The organism is Burkholderia sp. F1 (assembly GCF_050813845.1).
Classification (GTDB): domain Bacteria; phylum Pseudomonadota; class Gammaproteobacteria; order Burkholderiales; family Burkholderiaceae; genus Burkholderia; species Burkholderia ubonensis.
Genome location: NZ_CP172421.1, coordinates 1,739,462 through 1,754,983, shown reverse-complemented (window position 1 = coordinate 1,754,983; position 15,522 = coordinate 1,739,462). Strand labels below are relative to the sequence as shown.

The window sequence follows — 15,522 nt, the reverse complement described above, 5'->3', positions numbered from 1 at the left end:
GTCGACGGCCTCCGCCCCCTTGGCCGCGCTCAGAGCCGCGCGATCGACACTTCGGTGGACTTCACGAGCGCGACGACGTCGGCGCCGACCTTCAGTTCGAGTTCGTCGACCGAGCGGGTCGTGATCACCGACGTGACGATGCCGAACGGCGTTTCGACGTCGACCTCGGACACCACGGGCCCGCGGATGATCTCCTTCACCTTGCCTTTGAACTGGTTGCGCACGTTGATTGCAGTAATGCTCATCGGGATGATCGCTCCAAAGAAAAAGTCTCAAGACGGGCGGCCGGCGCCGCCCCGATTAGACGGCCCAGCGAATCCGCCCGGCGGGCCGGGCGCCCTGCGCGTCGCGGGCAGGTTGCGCGACCGCGGCCGACCCGCCCGCCAGCACGCGCCGCAGCACACGGTCCTCGAGCGTCGCGAACGCGGCCGACGCGCGCTCGCGCGGCCGGTCGAGCGACACCGGCTGGTCGAGCGCGACGCGCCCCTGCTCGATCAGCAGGATCCGGTCGCCGAGCGCGACGGCTTCCTGTACGTCGTGCGTGACGAGCAGCGCCGTAAACCGGTGCTCGCGCCACAGGCGCTCGATCAGCGCATGCATCTCGATGCGGGTCAGCGCGTCGAGCGCGCCGAGCGGCTCGTCGAGCAGCAGCAGTTGCGGCCGATGCACGAGTGCGCGCGCGAGCGCGACGCGCTGCCGCTGGCCGCCCGATAGCTGCGCGGGCCAGTCGTCGGCGCGCTCGAGCAAGCCAACTTCGTCGAGCACCGCGCGCGCGTCGTCACGGGCGCCGCGCCCGAGCCCGAGCATCACGTTCTGCAGCACGGTCTTCCACGGCAGCAGGCGCGCTTCCTGGTACATGATCCGCGTATCGAGCGCTCCGCCGCCTGCGCCGCGCGCCGTGAGCACGCCGGTGCTCGGCTGCTCGAGGCCCGCGACGAGCCGCAGCAGCGTCGACTTGCCGCAGCCGCTGCGGCCGACGATCGCGACAAAGCTGCCGCGCGCGATGCCGAGATCGACGTTGTCGAGGACGGTGCGCGCGCCGAAGCGCTTGCTGACGCCGCTCAGCGTGACCGCATCGTCGGCCGCGGAGCCGGACGCGCCGCCTCGATGGCGTCGCGCGAGCGGCACGACCGAGGCGCCACTGTCGCGCTCGCGCATCGCTGCATCGCGGGCGTCGCCGTCCGCGATGCGCGCCTGCGTGAATTCCGCCTCGAGGTCCGCGGCGGCGAGCAGCCCGAATCCGGCCGCCGAAGTCGTCGCATTCATGTCTGTGCTCCTGGTTGATAGGCGGGGTGCCAGCGCAGCGTCGCGCGCTCGAGCCACTTCGCGAGCACGTCGGCCAGCTTGCCGAGCACCGCGTACAGCAGGATGCCGACCACCACCACATCGGTCTGCAGGAATTCGCGCGCGTTCATCGTCATGTAGCCGATGCCGGACTGCGCGGAAATCGTTTCCGCGACGATCAGCATCACCCACATCAGCCCGAGCGCGAACCGCACGCCGACGAGGATCGACGGCAGCGCGCCGGGCAGGATCACGTCGCGATAGAGCGCGAAGCCGCGCACGCCGTAGCTCCTGGCCATCTCGATCAGGTTCGCGTCGACCGCGCGGATCCCGTGGTACGTGTTGATGTAGACCGGAAAGAACACGCCGAGCGCGACGAGGAACAGCTTCGCCTTCTCGTCGATGCCGAACCAGAGGATCACGAGCGGGATCATCGCGAGCGCGGGGATGTTGCGGATCATCTGGATCGTCGAATCGAGCGCGATCTCGGCGGCTTTCGACAGGCCGGTCGCGAGCCCCAGCGCGAGGCCGACGCCGCCGCCGAGCGCGAAGCCGAGCAGCGCGCGCCAGGTGCTGACCTTCACGTTCGCCCACAGCTCGCCGGACGCGACGAGCGACCACGCGGCGCGCACGACCGCGATCGGCTCCGGCAGCACGCGGGTCGACAGCCAGCCGATGCGCGCGCCGGCTTCCCAGACGATCAGGAGCGCGAGCGGCACGAGCCACGGCGCCGCGCCGCGCCACGCACGGGCGGCGATGCTGCCGCCCGCTGTCGACGGTTTCGTTGTCATCGCAGCCCTCCGTTCGTTCAGCTCTGGCTCGCCTTCGGCAGATAGTTGTTGCCGACGATCTCGCCGAACGGGCCGGACAGCGGGCCGGTGGCCTTCGACGCGCGCGGCCCCTTGATCAGCGGGAACACGAGCTCGGCGAAGCGATACGACTCCTCGAGGTGCGGATAGCCGGACAGGATGAAGGTCTCGATGCCGAGCTCGGCGTATTCGCGCATGCGTTCCGCGACCTGTTCCGGATTGCCGACGAGCGCGGTGCCGGCGCCGCCACGCACGAGGCCGACGCCGGCCCACAGGTTCGGGTACACCTCGAGCGCCTCGCGGCCGCCGCGCTTGCCGCCGTGCAGTGCGGCCATGCGGCGCTGGCCTTCGGAATCCATGTTCGCGAACGCCTGCTGCGCACGCGCGATCGTCTCGTCGTCGAGGCGGCTGATCAGCCGCTCGGCGTCGCGCCACGCTTCGTCCTCGGTCTCGCGCACGATCACGTGCAGGCGGATGCCGAACTTGATCTCGCGGCCGCGCTCCGCCGCCCGTGCGCGCACGTCGGCGATCTTCTTCGCGACTGCTTCAGGCGGCTCGCCCCATGTCAGATAGGTGTCGATGTGATCGGCGGCGATCGCATGCGCGGCCGGCGACGAACCGCCGAACCACAGCGGCGGATGCGGATGCTGCACCGGCGGATAGAGCGCCTTGCCGCCCTTCGACTGCAGATGCTTGCCGATATAGTCGAAGCCGCCGTTGTCATGCGACGCGGCGAGCAGGCCGCGCCAGATGTGCAGGAAATCGTCGGTGATCGCATAACGCGTGTCGTGATCGGCGAACAGGCCGTCGCCTTCGAGTTCGGCGGCATCGCCGCCCGTCACGACGTTGATCAGCAGACGCCCGCCGGACAGGCGATCGAACGTCGCGGCCATGCGCGCAGCGAGCCCCGGCGACGCAATGCCGGGCCGCACCGCGACGAGGAACTTCAGCCGCTGCGTCGCCGGAATCAGGCTCGACGCGACGACCCACGCATCCTCGCAGGAGCGGCCGGTCGGCAGCAGCACGCCCTCGTAGCCAAGCGTGTCGGCCGCGACGGCGACCTGCTTGAAGTAGTCGTAATCCGCGGCGCGCGCGCCTTCGGCCGTGCCGAGATAGCGGCTGTCGCCATGCGTGGGGATAAACCAGAACACATTCATCTGCTGCTCCTGCGTGACTGCCCTTGCCAGAATTGAGATAAAGCACCGCCCTGCTCGCGCCGCGGACGGTCGGCGCATGCATCGCGTGCGTTCGAATCGGGATGGCTCGCCGGCCAGCCGCGCGGCGGGCGAGTACGCGGTTGCGCGGCGGGTTCTGGGAAATCAGTCTAGGGACGGGGGATGGGCTTTGGAACGATTTTTTTGAGCTTAGGTTTTCCGCTTTCGTGATTAGCATGACGCTGGAGCGAATATCGGCCCGGGCACCCCCTATAATGACGGACCATTTCGAACAATTCCGCGGGGACGGCCCCGGCCGTGCGCGCCCGCGGTGCACTTACGATGCAGAAAGTCATCCTGCCGTTCCTGTCCGGCTTCCTGGCCGCCCTGTTCTTCCGCGAAGCGACGCTCGCGCTGCTGCATACCGCGGACCTGATCGCCGCGGCAGGCTTCTCCACAGCGCCGTTCGCGCCGCTCGGCATTCCTGAATTTGTCGCGAACGCGCTGATCAGCGCGTGCTGTGCCATTCCGATGGCGTGGCTGCTGCGCGTGTCGCCGGAGCGCGAGGCGCCGTGGATCGGCGCGCTGGTGTTCGGCGGGATCGTGCTGACCGCCGCCCGCGTGTTCGCGATCGATCCGCTGCGCGGCATCTGGCCGTCCGGCAACATGCTGCCGGTGCTCGCGGCCGGCTTCGCGGCGAACGCGCTGTGGGGCTGGGGCGCGCTCGTGTTCATGCGCGCGTTCATGTCGGACGCCGCGGGAGAGGATTGACGGGCCGAAGCGCCCGCCCGCTTCAAGCCTGGAAACGAATCGGCCGCCTGCATATGCAGGCGGCCGATTCGTTTCATCCGATGGTGCAAGCGACCGTCAGTCGTGCAGAGTCCGCAACGGGTGCGTGTCGGGCGTCCACGGGCTGTCGAACATCGCCAGCACGTCCGCGCGGCCAACGTCCGCAATCGACTTGAAGCGCCAGGCCGGTTGCTGGTCCTTGTCGACGATCAGCGCGCGCACGCCTTCGATCACGTCGCCGCGCGCGAACGTCGAGCGCGTCAGGTCGAGGTCGCGCCGCAGGCAATCGGCCATCGTCGCGCCGCGCGCGCGCTCGACCACTTCCAGCGACACCGCCATCGACAGCGGCGACAACTGGCTGCGCATCGCGTGCGCGGCCTTCTCGACCCAGCCGTCCACCGCCGCGCAATCCTGCTCGGCGTCGAGCGACGCGAGCGTCGCGACGAGATCGGGTTGCGCGAAATGACGATCGATCCCGGCGCGCGCGTCCGCAAGCGCCGACGTGTCGGGCGTCGGCACGACCTTGTGCGCGCCGGCCGCCGCGGCCACGCATTCGACCGCCTGCGCGCCGCTGTCGAAGCGTTCGTGGCGCAATGCGTCGAGCAGCACCGGCAGCGCCGCGTCGGGCACGTACACGTCGGCGAACTGCGCGTACAGTGCCCCCGCCGCATCGAGCGTTGCGCCGGTCACCGCGAGATAGCGGCCGATCGCGCCTGGCGTGCGCGCGAGGAACCAGCTCATCCCGACGTCGGGGAACAGGCCGATGCGCGTTTCCGGCATCGCCATCTTCGTCGAATCGGTGACGACGCGCAGCCCGCCCGTATGCCGCGCCGCCTGCGAAATGCCCATCCCGCCGCCCATCACGACGCCGTGCATCAGCGCGATGTACGGCTTCGGATAGGTGAAGATCGCATGGTTCAGCGTGTATTCGTCGATAAAGAACGTGTCGACCGCGTCGCGGTCGCCGCGTTGCCACGCGTCGTGGAAGAAGCGCACGTCGCCGCCCGCGCAGAACGCGCGCGCGTGCGGGCTGTATACGACGACCGCGACCACCTCGGGATCGTCGCGCCAGGTGTCCAGCGCCGCGTGCATCGTGCGGATCATCCCGACCGACAGCGCGTTGAGCGCCTTCGGCCGGTTCAGTTCGAGAAAACCGATGCGGTTCGCGACATAGGCGCGCACATCGGGCTGGTCGGAAGCGACGGGAAAGGAATCGGTCATGAAAGCAATCCGGCTGGTCGCAGGCGCGGTCAGTGCGCCTGCATCTTCGAGAACAGGTTCAGCACGACAACGCCCGCGACGATCAGCGACAGGCCGATCACCGCCGGCACATCCGGCACCTGACGATACAGCAGCATCGCGACGAGCGTGATCAGCACGATGCCGGCGCCCGACCACACCGCATAGATGATGCCGACGGGCATCGTCCTGAGCGTCAGCGACAGGCAGTAGAACGCGGTGGCGTAGCCCGCCACGACGAGCAGGGACGGCCAGAAGCGGGTGAAGCCGTCCGCCGCGCGCAGCGCGGACGTGCCGATCACCTCCGCGACGATCGCGATCGCGAGCCACGCGTAACCGGGGAGTTGCATGGCTCAGCTCCTGGCCAGCGCGAGCGCCGCGTAGTCCTGCCCCAGTTCCGCGCAGAGCGCCTCGACGACCAGCTCGTGATCCGCGCGCTGCGGCAGCCCCGACACGGTCACCGAGCCGATCACGCCGGCGCCGTCGACCGTCAGCGGAAACGCGCCGCCGTGCGGCGAGTACTCGGTCAACGGCAGCCCGTGCTTGTCCGCGAGCGTGGTGCCGGCCTGCTGCATGCGCAGGCCGATCGCGTACGAGCTGCGGCGGAAATGCGCGACGACGTTGCGCTTGCGGCGCACCCAGTCGGCGTTGTCGGGCGTCGCGCCGGCCAGCGAGGCAAAGAACAGCGTCTGGCCGAACGTGGTGATGTCGATCGCGACCGCATGGCCGCGCGACGTGGCGAGCGCATGCAGCCGGCTGCCGAGCGCCCACGCGCTTGCGGCATCGAAACGGGGAAAGACGAGCGCCTGTTCCTGCGCGCCGATCGACTGCAGATCGAGAGCAATATCCATGAATCCGTCAAAGCGAAAAGGAGGCGCAGCCAGGACCGCTGCCATCGCGCGCAGCGCCGCTGCCGGGGTGTCGACACAAACCGTTCGATTCTAGCGCACGGCCCGCCGTACCGGCCCCACAAGCTGGTTGTCAGAAAGTGCTTGCACATCCGAAAGCACTTCCTTATAATTCAATTCTTCGACGGACGCGGGGTGGAGCAGTCTGGCAGCTCGTCGGGCTCATAACCCGAAGGTCGTAGGTTCAAATCCTACCCCCGCAACCAAGCGTCCCGATTCATGCAGGAAGCCCGGCCAAAGTGCCGGGCTTTTTGTTTTCCGCGCGCGCTTTGCGCCACGCCCGCGCGCCGGCCTCCGGGCGACTCGACCGTTCGAGAATGCGCCGCCCCGGTGATACACTCGCATCACCTCGTCCCTTCCACACGACATGAAATTCTGCTCCGTCTGCGGTCACGAAGTCATCGCGCGCATTCCTCCGGGCGACAACCGCGAGCGCTTCGTTTGCGATCAATGCGGCACGATCCACTACCAGAATCCGCGCAACGTCGTCGGCACGGTCCCCGTGTGGGGCGAGCAAGTGCTGCTGTGCCGCCGCGCGATCGAGCCGCGCTACGGCTTCTGGACGCTGCCGGCGGGCTTCATGGAAATGGGCGAGACGACCGCCGAGGCCGCCGCGCGCGAAACGCTGGAGGAAGCCGGCGCGCGCGTCGAGGTGCAGAATCTCTTTACGCTGCTCAACGTGCCGCACGTGCACCAGGTGCACCTTTTCTATCTGGCGCGTCTCGTCGATCCGGCGTTCGAGGCCGGCGAGGAAAGCCTCGAGGTGAAGCTGTTCGACGAGGCCGACATTCCGTGGGACGAAATCGCGTTCCCGACCGTCAGCCAGACCCTGCGATTCTTCTTTGCCGACCGTGCCGCCGGCGACTACGGCGTCCACACCGGCGACATCTTCCGCTCGCTGCGCAACGGCTGAGCGCCCCCCCATGGTCCCCTGGCTCGGCCCAGACGATCCGTTTCCGCCCGTCGACCGGGCACTCGGTCCGGCAACCGGCGCACCGGGGCTGCTCGCCGCCAGCGCCGACCTGCTGCCGTCGCGCCTCATCGACGCCTACCAGCGCGGCATCTTCCCGTGGTATTCGGACGGCCAGCCGGTGCTGTGGTGGAGCCCCGACCCGCGGATGATCCTCGCGCCGGCCGAGTTCAAGGTGTCGCCGTCGCTGAAGAAGACGCTGCGGCGCGTGTTGCGCGAACCAGCGTGGGAGGTGCGGGTCGACCACGATTTCGCCGGCGTGATGCGCGCCTGCGCGCAGGCGCCGCGCCGCGGCCAGCGCGGCACCTGGATCACTGCGGAGATCATCGACGCGTACACGTCGCTCCATCGCGCCGGCAACGCGCACAGCATCGAGACCTGGCATGACGGACGGCGCGTCGGCGGGCTCTACGGCGTCGCGTTCGGGCGGATGTTCTTCGGCGAATCGATGTTCGCGGACGTCACCGACGCGTCGAAGATCGCGCTGGCCACGCTCGTCGCGCACCTTCGCGAGCACGGGCTGGAAATGATAGACTGCCAGCAGAATACGTCGCATCTAGCGTCGCTCGGCGGCCGCGAGATCGCACGCAAGGCCTTCGTCGCTCACGTGCGCCGCGCGGTGGCCGAACCGCCGATACCGTGGCAGTTCGACAAGCGCGTGCTCGCCACGCTGGCGGGCCGCGACGAACCGGCGGCCCGCGCCGGAAACGAGCGCTAGCGCGGCACTCCCTCCTTGCCACGAGAGCTGCCCATGACTCATCCGACTGAGCTGCCGCTTTCACCGCTTTCGGCGCTGCAATTCTATGCAACGGCGCCCTACCCGTGCAGTTATCTGGACGGCCGCGTCGCGCGCTCGCAAGTCGCGACGCCGAGCCACCTGATCAATTCCGACATCTACACCGAGCTCGTCAAGGCCGGCTTCCGGCGTTCGGGCGTCTTCACCTACCGGCCGTACTGCGACGGCTGCCGCGCGTGCGTGCCGGTCCGCGTGCCGGTCGCGGCGTTCACGCCGAGCCGCACGCAACGGCGGATGTGGAAGCGGCACCGCGCGCTGATCGCGACGGTGTCGCCGCTGCATTACGACGAAGAGCATTACGCGCTCTACATGCGCTACCAATCCGCGCGCCACGCGGGCGGCGGGATGGACCGCGACAGCCGCGACCAGTACGAGCAGTTCCTGCTGCAAAGCCGGATCAATTCGCGCCTCGTCGAATTTCGCGACCTCGATGCACCGGGCGGCGAGCCCGGCCAGCTGCGCATGGTCAGCATGATCGACATCCTCGGCGACGGGCTCTCGTCCGTGTACACGTTCTTCGAGCCGGACGACCCGCATACGAGCTACGGCACCTACAACATCCTCTGGCAGATCGAGCAGGCGAAAAGCCTCGGCCTGCCCTACGTGTATCTCGGCTACTGGATCCGTGAAAGCCCGAAGATGGCGTACAAGGCGAATTTCCATCCGCTCGAAGGGCTGATCGACGGGCGCTGGAAGGTTCTCGATCCGGAACGGCTCGACCTGCCGCCCGTCGACGCGGCGCTCGCGCGCGCGCCGCTCCCCGGCGGGCATTCCGGCTCGGTCTGACACGCGCGCGCGGCGCGGCGCCGTGCGCCACGCGATCCGGCCGTCACGGCGCGCGTCAGGCGAAGGCCGCCCCGGACGCGCAACTCCCGGTAAAATAGCCGGTTGTCATATTTTCGGCTGTCGCCCATTCCCGTGTTCAGTTCCCTCTATCCGCTGGCCCGCGCATCCCTGTTCAAGATGGATGCGGAAGATGCTCACCACCTCACGCTGCGCGCGCTTGGCGCGGCCGGCCGCACCGGCCTCGCCTGCGCGCTGTCGGCCCGCGTGCCCGACGCGCCGCGCACCGTGATGGGACTCACGTTCCGCAACCCGGTCGGCCTCGCAGCCGGCCTCGACAAGGACGGCGCGGCGATCGACGGCCTCGCGGCGCTCGGCTTCGGCTTCATCGAAGTCGGCACGGTCACGCCGCGCCCGCAGCCCGGCAACCCGCGCCCGCGCATGTTCCGGCTGCCGCAGGCCGATGCGCTGATCAACCGGATGGGCTTCAACAACAGCGGCGTCGACCAGTTCGTGAAGAACGTCCAGGCGGCCCGCTACCGCGGCATCCTCGGGCTGAATATCGGCAAGAACGCCGACACGCCGATCGAGCGCGCCGCCGACGACTACCTGTACTGCCTCGAGCGCGTCTATCCGTTCGCGAGCTACGTGACGATCAACATCTCGTCACCGAACACGAAGAACCTGCGCCAGCTGCAGGGCGCGGGCGAGCTGGACGCGCTGCTCGCGGCGCTCAAGGACAAGCAGCAGCGCCTCGCCGACCTGCACGGCAAGCTCGTGCCGCTCGCGCTGAAGATCGCGCCGGACCTCGACGACGAGCAGGTCAAGGAAATTGCCGACACGCTGCTGCGCCACAAGATCGAGGCGGTGATCGCCACCAACACGACGCTGTCGCGCGCCGCGGTGCAGGGCCTGCCGCACGCGGACGAGGCCGGCGGCCTGTCCGGGCGGCCGGTGTTCGAGGCGTCGAACGAGGTGATCCGCAAGCTGCACGCCGAAGTCGGCAGCGCGGTGCCGATCATCGGGGTCGGCGGCATCTTCTCCGGCGCGGACGCACAGGCGAAGCTCGCGGCCGGCGCGTCGCTCGTCCAGCTGTACACCGGCTTCATCTACCGCGGCCCGTCGCTCGTCGCCGAATGCGTGAAGGCAGTGGCCGGCGCACGGGCGTCGTAATATAGGCATAAGCAAACTATATTTCGCCACTGATAGCGTTTTCGCTATCATCGACCCGAATCATTGACCCGGACCGGGTAAGGAAATACACGATGAAAATTGCGCTGCTGAAAAAACTGCTGGTCGCCGGCCTGATCGGCGCGTCGTTCACCGCCGCGACCGCGCATGCGGCCGACCTCCTCGACGAAGTGAAACAGCGCGGCACGCTGCGGGTCGGCCTCGAGGGTACGTTCCCGCCGTTCAACTCGAAGAGCCCGCAGGGCGAGCTGGTCGGCTTCGACGTCGACATCGCGAAGGCCATCGCGGCCAAGCTCGGCGTGAAGCCGGAATTCGTCACGACCGAATGGAGCGGCATCATCGCGGGCCTGCAGGCGGGCAAGTTCGACGTGATCGCCAACCAGGTCGGCATTACCGACAAGCGCAAGGAAACGCTCGACTTCTCGCCGGCGTACACCTATTCGTCCGCGCAGCTGATCCAGCGCAAGGACGACACCCGCCAGTTCAAGTCGCTCGACGACCTGAAGGGCAAGAAGCTCGGCGTCGCGCTCGGTACGAACTACATGGACATGGCGAAGTCGGTGCCAGGCATCGACGTGAAGACGTATCCGGGCGCGCCCGAATACCTGCGCGATCTCGCGGCAGGCCGTCTCGACGCGGCGCTCAACGACCGCCTGATGCTCGCGTACCTGACGAAGAACGCGCAGCTGCCGCTGCGCCCGGGCGCGAACGTCGGGTCGGCGAACCCGTCGGGCATTCCGTTCAAGAAGGGCAACCCGAAGTTCGAGAAGGCGATCGGCGACGCGATGGCGCAGCTCGAAGCCGACGGCACCTTCACGAAGATCTCGGACAAGTGGTTCGGCATCGACGTGACGAAGCCGATCAAGTAAGCACCCAGGCAAGCTCGCCAGCATACCCGCCGGAAGGCGGGTCGAAAGGGCGGCATCCCCAACGATGCCGCCCTTTGTTTTTTCGCCCGGTTTATGATTGCGCTTTCGCGCATGCACCCGCTTAGCACTCCATGTCGACCACTTCCCTGCTCGTCCAATCGCTGCCGGTACTCGCCCAAGGGGCCGTGCTGACCGTCAAGTTCGCCATCCTGTCGATGGTGTTCGGCCTGCTGGGCGCCGTCATGCTGGCGATGATGGGCATCCGGCAAAGCGACGGCATCACCTCCGGCTTCGAACGCGTCGTCGTCAACACGCTCGCGGCGCTCGCGCGCGCCTATGTCAGCGTGATGCGCGGCACGCCGCTGCTCGTGCAGATCTTCGTGATCTATTACGGGCTGCCGAGCCTCGGCATCTCGCTCGATCCGACGCCCGCGGGCGTCATCGCGCTGTCCGCCAACGTCGCCGCCTACATGTCCGAAAGCATGCGCGGCGCGATCAACGGCATCCACCGCGGCCAGTGGCTCGCCGCGTACAGCCTCGGGCTGTCTTGGGGGCAGACGCTGCGCTACGTGATCGGCCCGCAGGCGCTGCGCATCGCCGTGCCGAGCCTGTCGAACAGCCTGATCAGCCTGATCAAGGACACGTCGCTCGTGTCGGTGATCACCGTCACCGAGCTGCTGCGCAGCGCGCAGGAAGTGATCGCCGCGACCTACCAGCCGCTGCCGCTGTATCTGGCCGCCGCCGCCGTGTACTGGGTGCTGTGCCAGATCCTCGAATGGGTACAGCGCTGGTACGAAAAGCGGCTCTCGCTGCCGGCGCGGCACTGACGCGTCACGTTGCATCACGCGCCGGACCGCCGCCTTACTCCCCCGGATAGCGCACGCCGAGCGCGGCGCGCGCCGCATCGGTCATCGCGATCATCCGCCGCGAATGATCGTGCGTCATCACCGGGCTTTCGGTCTGCCCCGCACGCAGCAGGTCGCAGAAATGCGCGGTCTCGTAGTTGAGGCCGCCGCCGTCGAACGGCGCATCGAGCTCGACCACCCGGCCATCCGCATAGCAGATCGTCGCGCGCGCCGGATTCCACCATTTCTCGTGGATCGTCACGTGCCCGCCCGCCGCGGCCAGCAGCGCGTCGCCGCGCCCCATCACGTCGAGCCCGCAGAACAGCTGCGCGATGCCGCCGTTCGCGTGGCGGCTGTTGAGGCTCGCGAACACGTCGACGCCCGTCGCGCCGACTCGCCCCAGCGTCTGCACGTCGAGTGGCGCGCCGAGCCAGTCGACCGCGAGAAACGTCTCGTAGATGCCGATATCGAGCAGCGCGCCGCCCGCCTGTTCGAGGCGATACACCGGATGGTCGCCGGGCACGCCCGATGACGCGCAGCCGGCCCGCACGAGCCGGATCTCGCCGATCGGGTCGTCGCGCAGCTGCGCGCGCAGCTTCCGGTACAGCGGGAAAAACGGCGGCTTCATCGCCTCCATGAACAGCCGGCCGGCGTCGCGTGCCGCGCGCAGCACGGCCTCGAGCTGCGCCGCATTGAGCGTCGCGGGCTTTTCGCACAGCACGGCCTTGCCGGCCGCAAGCGACGCCAGCGCGTATTGCGCATGACTGTCATGGAGCGTCGCGATGTAGATCGCATCGACGTCGCTCGCGAGGAGCGCGTCGAGACTGGCGGCGGGGGCGCCGCCATGGGTCGCGCAGAAAGCCGCCGCGGCGTCGGCGCGACGCGCCCAGACGCCTGCCAGCGCGGCGCCCGGTACGTGCGCGAGGCTCTGCGCGAAGCGGCGCGCGATGCTGCCTGCGCCGACGATGCCGAAGCGCACCGGGCGTGATTCGAGGTCTTTCATCCGGATCATCCGTGTCGGTCGTGTGACGATGGCCGGCACCATGCCGGCCGGGCGTCATGATAAACGGCAAGCCGCCGGCCGGATGAACGGAATGCGCCGGGTCAGGCTCGCACGGGCACGTCGACGGAAAAGTCCCGCGAGATTTCGTCGGCGCTGAAGTCGATCAGCGAGAGCGACGCCGCCTCGGCCTCGCGCGGATCGCGGCGTTCGATCGCGTCGACCACGCGCGCGTGCGCCTTGAGCGCCACGTCGTGCGCGCCCTCCTTCTGCACGACCCGCGGATTCACGAGCCGCACCGCGCCGCGGACGATCGCCGCCATCTGCTGGAAGAACTGATTGCCGCTCGCGTGCACGATCCGCGTATGCAGCAGTTCGTCGGCCGCATCGTAGCCGGGGTCGCCCGGCAGCAGCGCCTTGAATGCCTCGAACGCCTCGCGAATGCCGGCGACCTCGGCCGCGCTCGCGCGCACGGCCGCCTGCGCGGTCGCGCGCGGCTCGATCAGCATCCTGAATTCGATGACGTCGCGCATGAACTGGGGATCGGGTTTCGCCCGAAACCGCCAGCTCACAACGTCCTCGTCGATCATGCGCCAGTCGCGCATGGGCCGAACGCGCGTACCGACTTTCGGACGGACGTCGAGCATGTCGCGCGCCAGCAACATCGACAATGCCTCACGCATGACCGTGCGGCTCACGTCGAATTCCTTCGACAGCACATCCTGCGGCGGCAAAATGCCGCCGTACTTGTCCTCGACAATGCCCGCGACAAGTCCATCCATCACTTTGGCGACCAGTGACCGGTCTTTGCCCTGCTCCATGACACCTCCCCGTGCGTCGATTTGCGAATACCTGCTCCGCAGTTCCGCCGGCCCTGGTTACGACTGTTCTTATGATCTATAAGTTGATGAGTTTCGAGGCCGTTACGCTATCTGGTAAACACCTGACAGGGTTATCCCTCTTACTTTCGGGGGGGATTTATAAGGCATCCAAAAAAGCCCGGGAAGCGCTCTGCGCTTGCCGGGCCGCGATTTTCAACAAAATTTAAACATGCAGTGCATTACGCACTGCTTTTCATTTCTTACAAATGTCCGGATAAACGATAGTCTCGACGCCGGTCTCCGTGCCGAGCAGGCACAGGTTCGCGCCGCGCGCCGCGAACAGGCCGACCGTCACGACGCCCGGCCATGCGTTGACCTCCGATTCGAAGCCGCGCGGATCGGTGATCTGCAGGCCCTTCACGTCGATGATCTCGTTGCCGTTGTCGGTGATGTACGGCGCGCCGTCCTTCGTCACGCGCAGCACCGGCACGCCGCCGGCCGCCGTCACGCGCCGGCCGATCGCGGTGCGCGCCATCGGCACCACTTCGATCGGCAGCGGGAATGCGCCGAGCACCGGCACGCGCTTGCTCGCGTCGGCGATGCACACGAACGTATCGGCCACCGACGCGACGATCTTCTCGCGCGTAAGCGCGCCGCCGCCGCCCTTGATCATCGCGCCGCTCGCGTCGATCTCGTCCGCGCCGTCGACGTACACCTGCAGCGATTCGACGTCGTTCAGGTCGAACACCGTGATGCCGTGCGCCTTCAGGCGCTCGGTCGTCGCGACCGAGCTGGACACCGCGCCGCGATAGCGCGACTTGACGGCGGCCAGCGCGTCGATGAAGCAGTTGGCGGTCGAGCCGGTGCCGACGCCGATCACCGCGCCTTCCGGCACGTTCTGGATCACGTAATCGGCCGCGGCCTGGCCGACGAGGCGTTTGAGTTCGTCTTGAGTCATGGGAGGGTGATGCTGTGCGATTGCGGAAAACCGCCAGTTTACCGGAGTCGGGCGGCTGTCCGCGCGTTTCCGGCCCACGTCGCGCTCAGGGTGCGCCGGAGGCCGCCCCGTCTTCGGCCGGCGCCTGGCCAGGGAAATACTTGTCGAGCAGCGCCTGCGCGATCGCGTCGCTCTCCGCGTCCGGGTTGCCCGCGTAGTCGGACGGCCGGAAATGCATCTGGAACGCGGCGAACACGCGGCGCGTACGCTCGTCGAGCACGCCGTCCGTCGGCACGTCGTAGCCGTAGCGCGCGAGCTTGAGCTGCAGCCCGCGCACGTCGACCGCCGCATGCGGATCGCGGCCGGCCAGGCGCGCGGCGACCGTCGCGTCGTCCGGCCATGCGCCGACGCCGGCCTGCGCGAGCGCGCGCCACGGGAACGCCGGCCCCGGGTCGATCTTGCGCTGCGGCGCGATGTCGCTGTGCCCGACGACGCGCGTCGGCGGGATCGGGTAGCGCGCGACGATGTCTTGCGACAGGCGGATCAGCGCATCGACCTGCTCCGGCGGATACGGCTGCCAGGTGCGGCCCTGCGGCGTGTCGGCCGGGCCGCCGTTGACGTTCTCGATGCCGATCGACGCCGCATTCAGCTCCGTCGCGCCCTGCCATGCGCTGACGCCCGCGTGCCACGCGCGCTGCGCTTCCGGAACGAGCTGATAGACGACCGGCTTGCCCCATTCGATGCGCGGCTGCGCCGGCACGACGTAGTGCGCGCTGACCGCGTCGCCCGTCAGCGTGCGCAGCGATTGCGCTTCGCCGCTCTCGGTGTAGTGCATCACGAGAAAACGGATACGCGCATCGGCGCCCTGCGCGTGATGGCTCGTATCGGCGAAGTAGGTACCGCGCCCGACGAGCGACGGGGACGTGCACGCGGCCAGCATGCAGAGGCCGGCGCAGAACGCGCCGCGAATGATAAGTCTCATGGATCGGCATCCGGGGGAGCGGCGTGCGCCGGCCCTATCGGCCGGCGCTGCCCGCCATTCTAGCGAGTCCGCCGCGCGCGGTCGCCGTCCCGGGCGAGACGGGCCGCTTCCCCGGCAGGGAGCCGGCTCGCGTCATCGACTTGTC

General features: G+C 68.3%; 18 protein-coding genes and 1 tRNA gene. 8 read left to right on the top strand and 11 right to left on the bottom strand.

The features are described from left to right. Positions 1-29: 29 nt before the first annotated feature. The 4 genes from ACFIMZ_RS08420 to ssuD are packed head-to-tail and all read right to left on the bottom strand — an operon-like array spanning position 30 to position 3,250. On the bottom strand, positions 30-245 hold the full coding sequence (locus tag ACFIMZ_RS08420) for a TOBE domain-containing protein (protein ID WP_431822214.1): 216 nt from the start codon (positions 243-245) through the stop codon (positions 30-32). Between the two features lie 55 nt (positions 246-300). Continuing rightward, complete coding sequence (locus tag ACFIMZ_RS08415) at positions 301-1,266, bottom strand: ATP-binding cassette domain-containing protein (protein ID WP_431822213.1); 966 nt, start codon at positions 1,264-1,266, stop codon at positions 301-303. Beyond that, positions 1,263-2,075, bottom strand: coding sequence for an aliphatic sulfonate ABC transporter permease SsuC (gene ssuC / locus ACFIMZ_RS08410; protein WP_431822212.1), 813 nt, complete (start codon positions 2,073-2,075; stop codon positions 1,263-1,265). The genes ACFIMZ_RS08415 and ssuC overlap by 4 nt, the downstream gene beginning before the upstream one ends. Before the next feature lie 17 nt (positions 2,076-2,092). After that, positions 2,093-3,250, bottom strand: a complete 1,158-nt coding sequence (ssuD, locus tag ACFIMZ_RS08405; protein WP_431822211.1) for an FMNH2-dependent alkanesulfonate monooxygenase — start codon at positions 3,248-3,250, stop codon at positions 2,093-2,095. A gap of 339 nt (positions 3,251-3,589) precedes the next feature. Here ssuD and ACFIMZ_RS08400 point away from each other — a divergent pair, with 339 nt between their 5' ends. Next, positions 3,590-4,018 (top strand): hypothetical protein, encoded by a 429-nt coding sequence (locus ACFIMZ_RS08400; RefSeq protein ID WP_431822210.1) that lies wholly within the window; start codon positions 3,590-3,592, stop codon positions 4,016-4,018. Positions 4,019-4,114: 96 nt separating this feature from the next. Here ACFIMZ_RS08400 and ACFIMZ_RS08395 read toward each other — a convergent pair whose 3' ends face one another. From ACFIMZ_RS08395 to ACFIMZ_RS08385, 3 genes are read right to left on the bottom strand one after another with little or no spacing between them, the layout of a single operon-like run. Beyond that, a complete protein-coding gene (locus ACFIMZ_RS08395) occupies positions 4,115-5,257 on the bottom strand; it encodes an enoyl-CoA hydratase/isomerase family protein (RefSeq protein ID WP_431822209.1) in 1,143 nt (380 codons plus the stop codon). 29 nt (positions 5,258-5,286) lie between these two features. Continuing rightward, complete coding sequence (locus ACFIMZ_RS08390) at positions 5,287-5,625, bottom strand: DMT family transporter (RefSeq protein WP_010092483.1); 339 nt, start codon at positions 5,623-5,625, stop codon at positions 5,287-5,289. A 3-nt stretch (positions 5,626-5,628) separates the two neighbouring features. Next, entirely contained in the window at positions 5,629-6,126 is a 498-nt protein-coding gene (locus tag ACFIMZ_RS08385; RefSeq protein WP_431822208.1) for a heme-degrading domain-containing protein, read from the bottom strand. 186 nt (positions 6,127-6,312) lie between these two features. Between ACFIMZ_RS08385 and ACFIMZ_RS08380 the strand changes: the two genes are divergently transcribed. The 7 genes from ACFIMZ_RS08380 (at position 6,313) to ACFIMZ_RS08350 (ending at position 11,619) form a co-directional block, all read left to right on the top strand. Continuing rightward, positions 6,313-6,389, top strand: a tRNA-Met gene (locus ACFIMZ_RS08380). Positions 6,390-6,550: 161 nt separating this feature from the next. Beyond that, complete coding sequence (locus tag ACFIMZ_RS08375; RefSeq protein WP_010092485.1) at positions 6,551-7,096, top strand: NUDIX hydrolase; 546 nt, start codon at positions 6,551-6,553, stop codon at positions 7,094-7,096. A gap of 10 nt (positions 7,097-7,106) precedes the next feature. Next, positions 7,107-7,871: a leucyl/phenylalanyl-tRNA--protein transferase gene (gene aat, locus ACFIMZ_RS08370; protein WP_431822207.1), complete on the top strand. Its 765-nt coding sequence runs from the start codon at positions 7,107-7,109 to the stop codon at positions 7,869-7,871. Positions 7,872-7,904: 33 nt separating this feature from the next. After that, complete coding sequence (locus tag ACFIMZ_RS08365; RefSeq protein ID WP_431822206.1) at positions 7,905-8,735, top strand: arginyltransferase; 831 nt, start codon at positions 7,905-7,907, stop codon at positions 8,733-8,735. A gap of 132 nt (positions 8,736-8,867) precedes the next feature. Then, positions 8,868-9,905, top strand: a complete 1,038-nt coding sequence (locus ACFIMZ_RS08360; RefSeq protein ID WP_431822205.1) for a quinone-dependent dihydroorotate dehydrogenase — start codon at positions 8,868-8,870, stop codon at positions 9,903-9,905. Between the two features lie 92 nt (positions 9,906-9,997). Then, positions 9,998-10,792: a cystine ABC transporter substrate-binding protein gene (locus tag ACFIMZ_RS08355; protein WP_431822204.1), complete on the top strand. Its 795-nt coding sequence runs from the start codon at positions 9,998-10,000 to the stop codon at positions 10,790-10,792. Between the two features lie 131 nt (positions 10,793-10,923). Further along, positions 10,924-11,619, top strand: a complete 696-nt coding sequence (locus ACFIMZ_RS08350; protein WP_431822203.1) for an amino acid ABC transporter permease — start codon at positions 10,924-10,926, stop codon at positions 11,617-11,619. A gap of 34 nt (positions 11,620-11,653) precedes the next feature. Here the strand turns inward: ACFIMZ_RS08350 and ACFIMZ_RS08345 are convergent, their stop codons facing one another. From ACFIMZ_RS08345 to ACFIMZ_RS08330, 4 genes are all read right to left on the bottom strand, one after another. Then, the gene (locus ACFIMZ_RS08345; RefSeq protein ID WP_431822202.1) at positions 11,654-12,640 is read right to left on the bottom strand and encodes a Gfo/Idh/MocA family protein; all 987 of its coding nucleotides are present in this window, start codon (positions 12,638-12,640) and stop codon (positions 11,654-11,656) included. A 101-nt stretch (positions 12,641-12,741) separates the two neighbouring features. Then, positions 12,742-13,458: a FadR/GntR family transcriptional regulator gene (locus tag ACFIMZ_RS08340; protein ID WP_431822201.1), complete on the bottom strand. Its 717-nt coding sequence runs from the start codon at positions 13,456-13,458 to the stop codon at positions 12,742-12,744. 253 nt (positions 13,459-13,711) lie between these two features. Next, positions 13,712-14,416 (bottom strand): ribose-5-phosphate isomerase RpiA, encoded by a 705-nt coding sequence (rpiA, locus tag ACFIMZ_RS08335; protein ID WP_431822200.1) that lies wholly within the window; start codon positions 14,414-14,416, stop codon positions 13,712-13,714. An 85-nt stretch (positions 14,417-14,501) separates the two neighbouring features. Further along, positions 14,502-15,377, bottom strand: a complete 876-nt coding sequence (locus tag ACFIMZ_RS08330; RefSeq protein ID WP_431822199.1) for an N-acetylmuramoyl-L-alanine amidase — start codon at positions 15,375-15,377, stop codon at positions 14,502-14,504. Positions 15,378-15,522: the final 145 nt, after the last annotated feature.

What these genes read in the sequence shown, in the direction of transcription:
- ACFIMZ_RS08355 (WP_431822204.1), top strand. Translation starts at nt 9,998, where the DNA reads ATGAAAATTGCGCTGCTGAAAAAACTGCTGGTCGCCGGCCTGATCGGC.
- ACFIMZ_RS08365 (WP_431822206.1), top strand. Translation starts at nt 7,905, where the DNA reads ATGACTCATCCGACTGAGCTGCCGCTTTCACCGCTTTCGGCGCTGCAA.
- ACFIMZ_RS08415 (WP_431822213.1), bottom strand. Translation starts at nt 1,266, where the DNA reads ATGAATGCGACGACTTCGGCGGCCGGATTCGGGCTGCTCGCCGCCGCG.
- ACFIMZ_RS08350 (WP_431822203.1), top strand. Translation starts at nt 10,924, where the DNA reads ATGTCGACCACTTCCCTGCTCGTCCAATCGCTGCCGGTACTCGCCCAA.
- ACFIMZ_RS08345 (WP_431822202.1), bottom strand. Translation starts at nt 12,640, where the DNA reads ATGAAAGACCTCGAATCACGCCCGGTGCGCTTCGGCATCGTCGGCGCA.
- ssuC (WP_431822212.1), bottom strand. Translation starts at nt 2,075, where the DNA reads ATGACAACGAAACCGTCGACAGCGGGCGGCAGCATCGCCGCCCGTGCG.
- ACFIMZ_RS08340 (WP_431822201.1), bottom strand. Translation starts at nt 13,458, where the DNA reads ATGGAGCAGGGCAAAGACCGGTCACTGGTCGCCAAAGTGATGGATGGA.
- rpiA (WP_431822200.1), bottom strand. Translation starts at nt 14,416, where the DNA reads ATGACTCAAGACGAACTCAAACGCCTCGTCGGCCAGGCCGCGGCCGAT.
- ACFIMZ_RS08385 (WP_431822208.1), bottom strand. Translation starts at nt 6,126, where the DNA reads ATGGATATTGCTCTCGATCTGCAGTCGATCGGCGCGCAGGAACAGGCG.
- ACFIMZ_RS08390 (WP_010092483.1), bottom strand. Translation starts at nt 5,625, where the DNA reads ATGCAACTCCCCGGTTACGCGTGGCTCGCGATCGCGATCGTCGCGGAG.
- aat (WP_431822207.1), top strand. Translation starts at nt 7,107, where the DNA reads ATGGTCCCCTGGCTCGGCCCAGACGATCCGTTTCCGCCCGTCGACCGG.
- ACFIMZ_RS08395 (WP_431822209.1), bottom strand. Translation starts at nt 5,257, where the DNA reads ATGACCGATTCCTTTCCCGTCGCTTCCGACCAGCCCGATGTGCGCGCC.
- ACFIMZ_RS08400 (WP_431822210.1), top strand. Translation starts at nt 3,590, where the DNA reads ATGCAGAAAGTCATCCTGCCGTTCCTGTCCGGCTTCCTGGCCGCCCTG.
- ssuD (WP_431822211.1), bottom strand. Translation starts at nt 3,250, where the DNA reads ATGAATGTGTTCTGGTTTATCCCCACGCATGGCGACAGCCGCTATCTC.
- ACFIMZ_RS08420 (WP_431822214.1), bottom strand. Translation starts at nt 245, where the DNA reads ATGAGCATTACTGCAATCAACGTGCGCAACCAGTTCAAAGGCAAGGTG.
- ACFIMZ_RS08375 (WP_010092485.1), top strand. Translation starts at nt 6,551, where the DNA reads ATGAAATTCTGCTCCGTCTGCGGTCACGAAGTCATCGCGCGCATTCCT.
- ACFIMZ_RS08330 (WP_431822199.1), bottom strand. Translation starts at nt 15,377, where the DNA reads ATGAGACTTATCATTCGCGGCGCGTTCTGCGCCGGCCTCTGCATGCTG.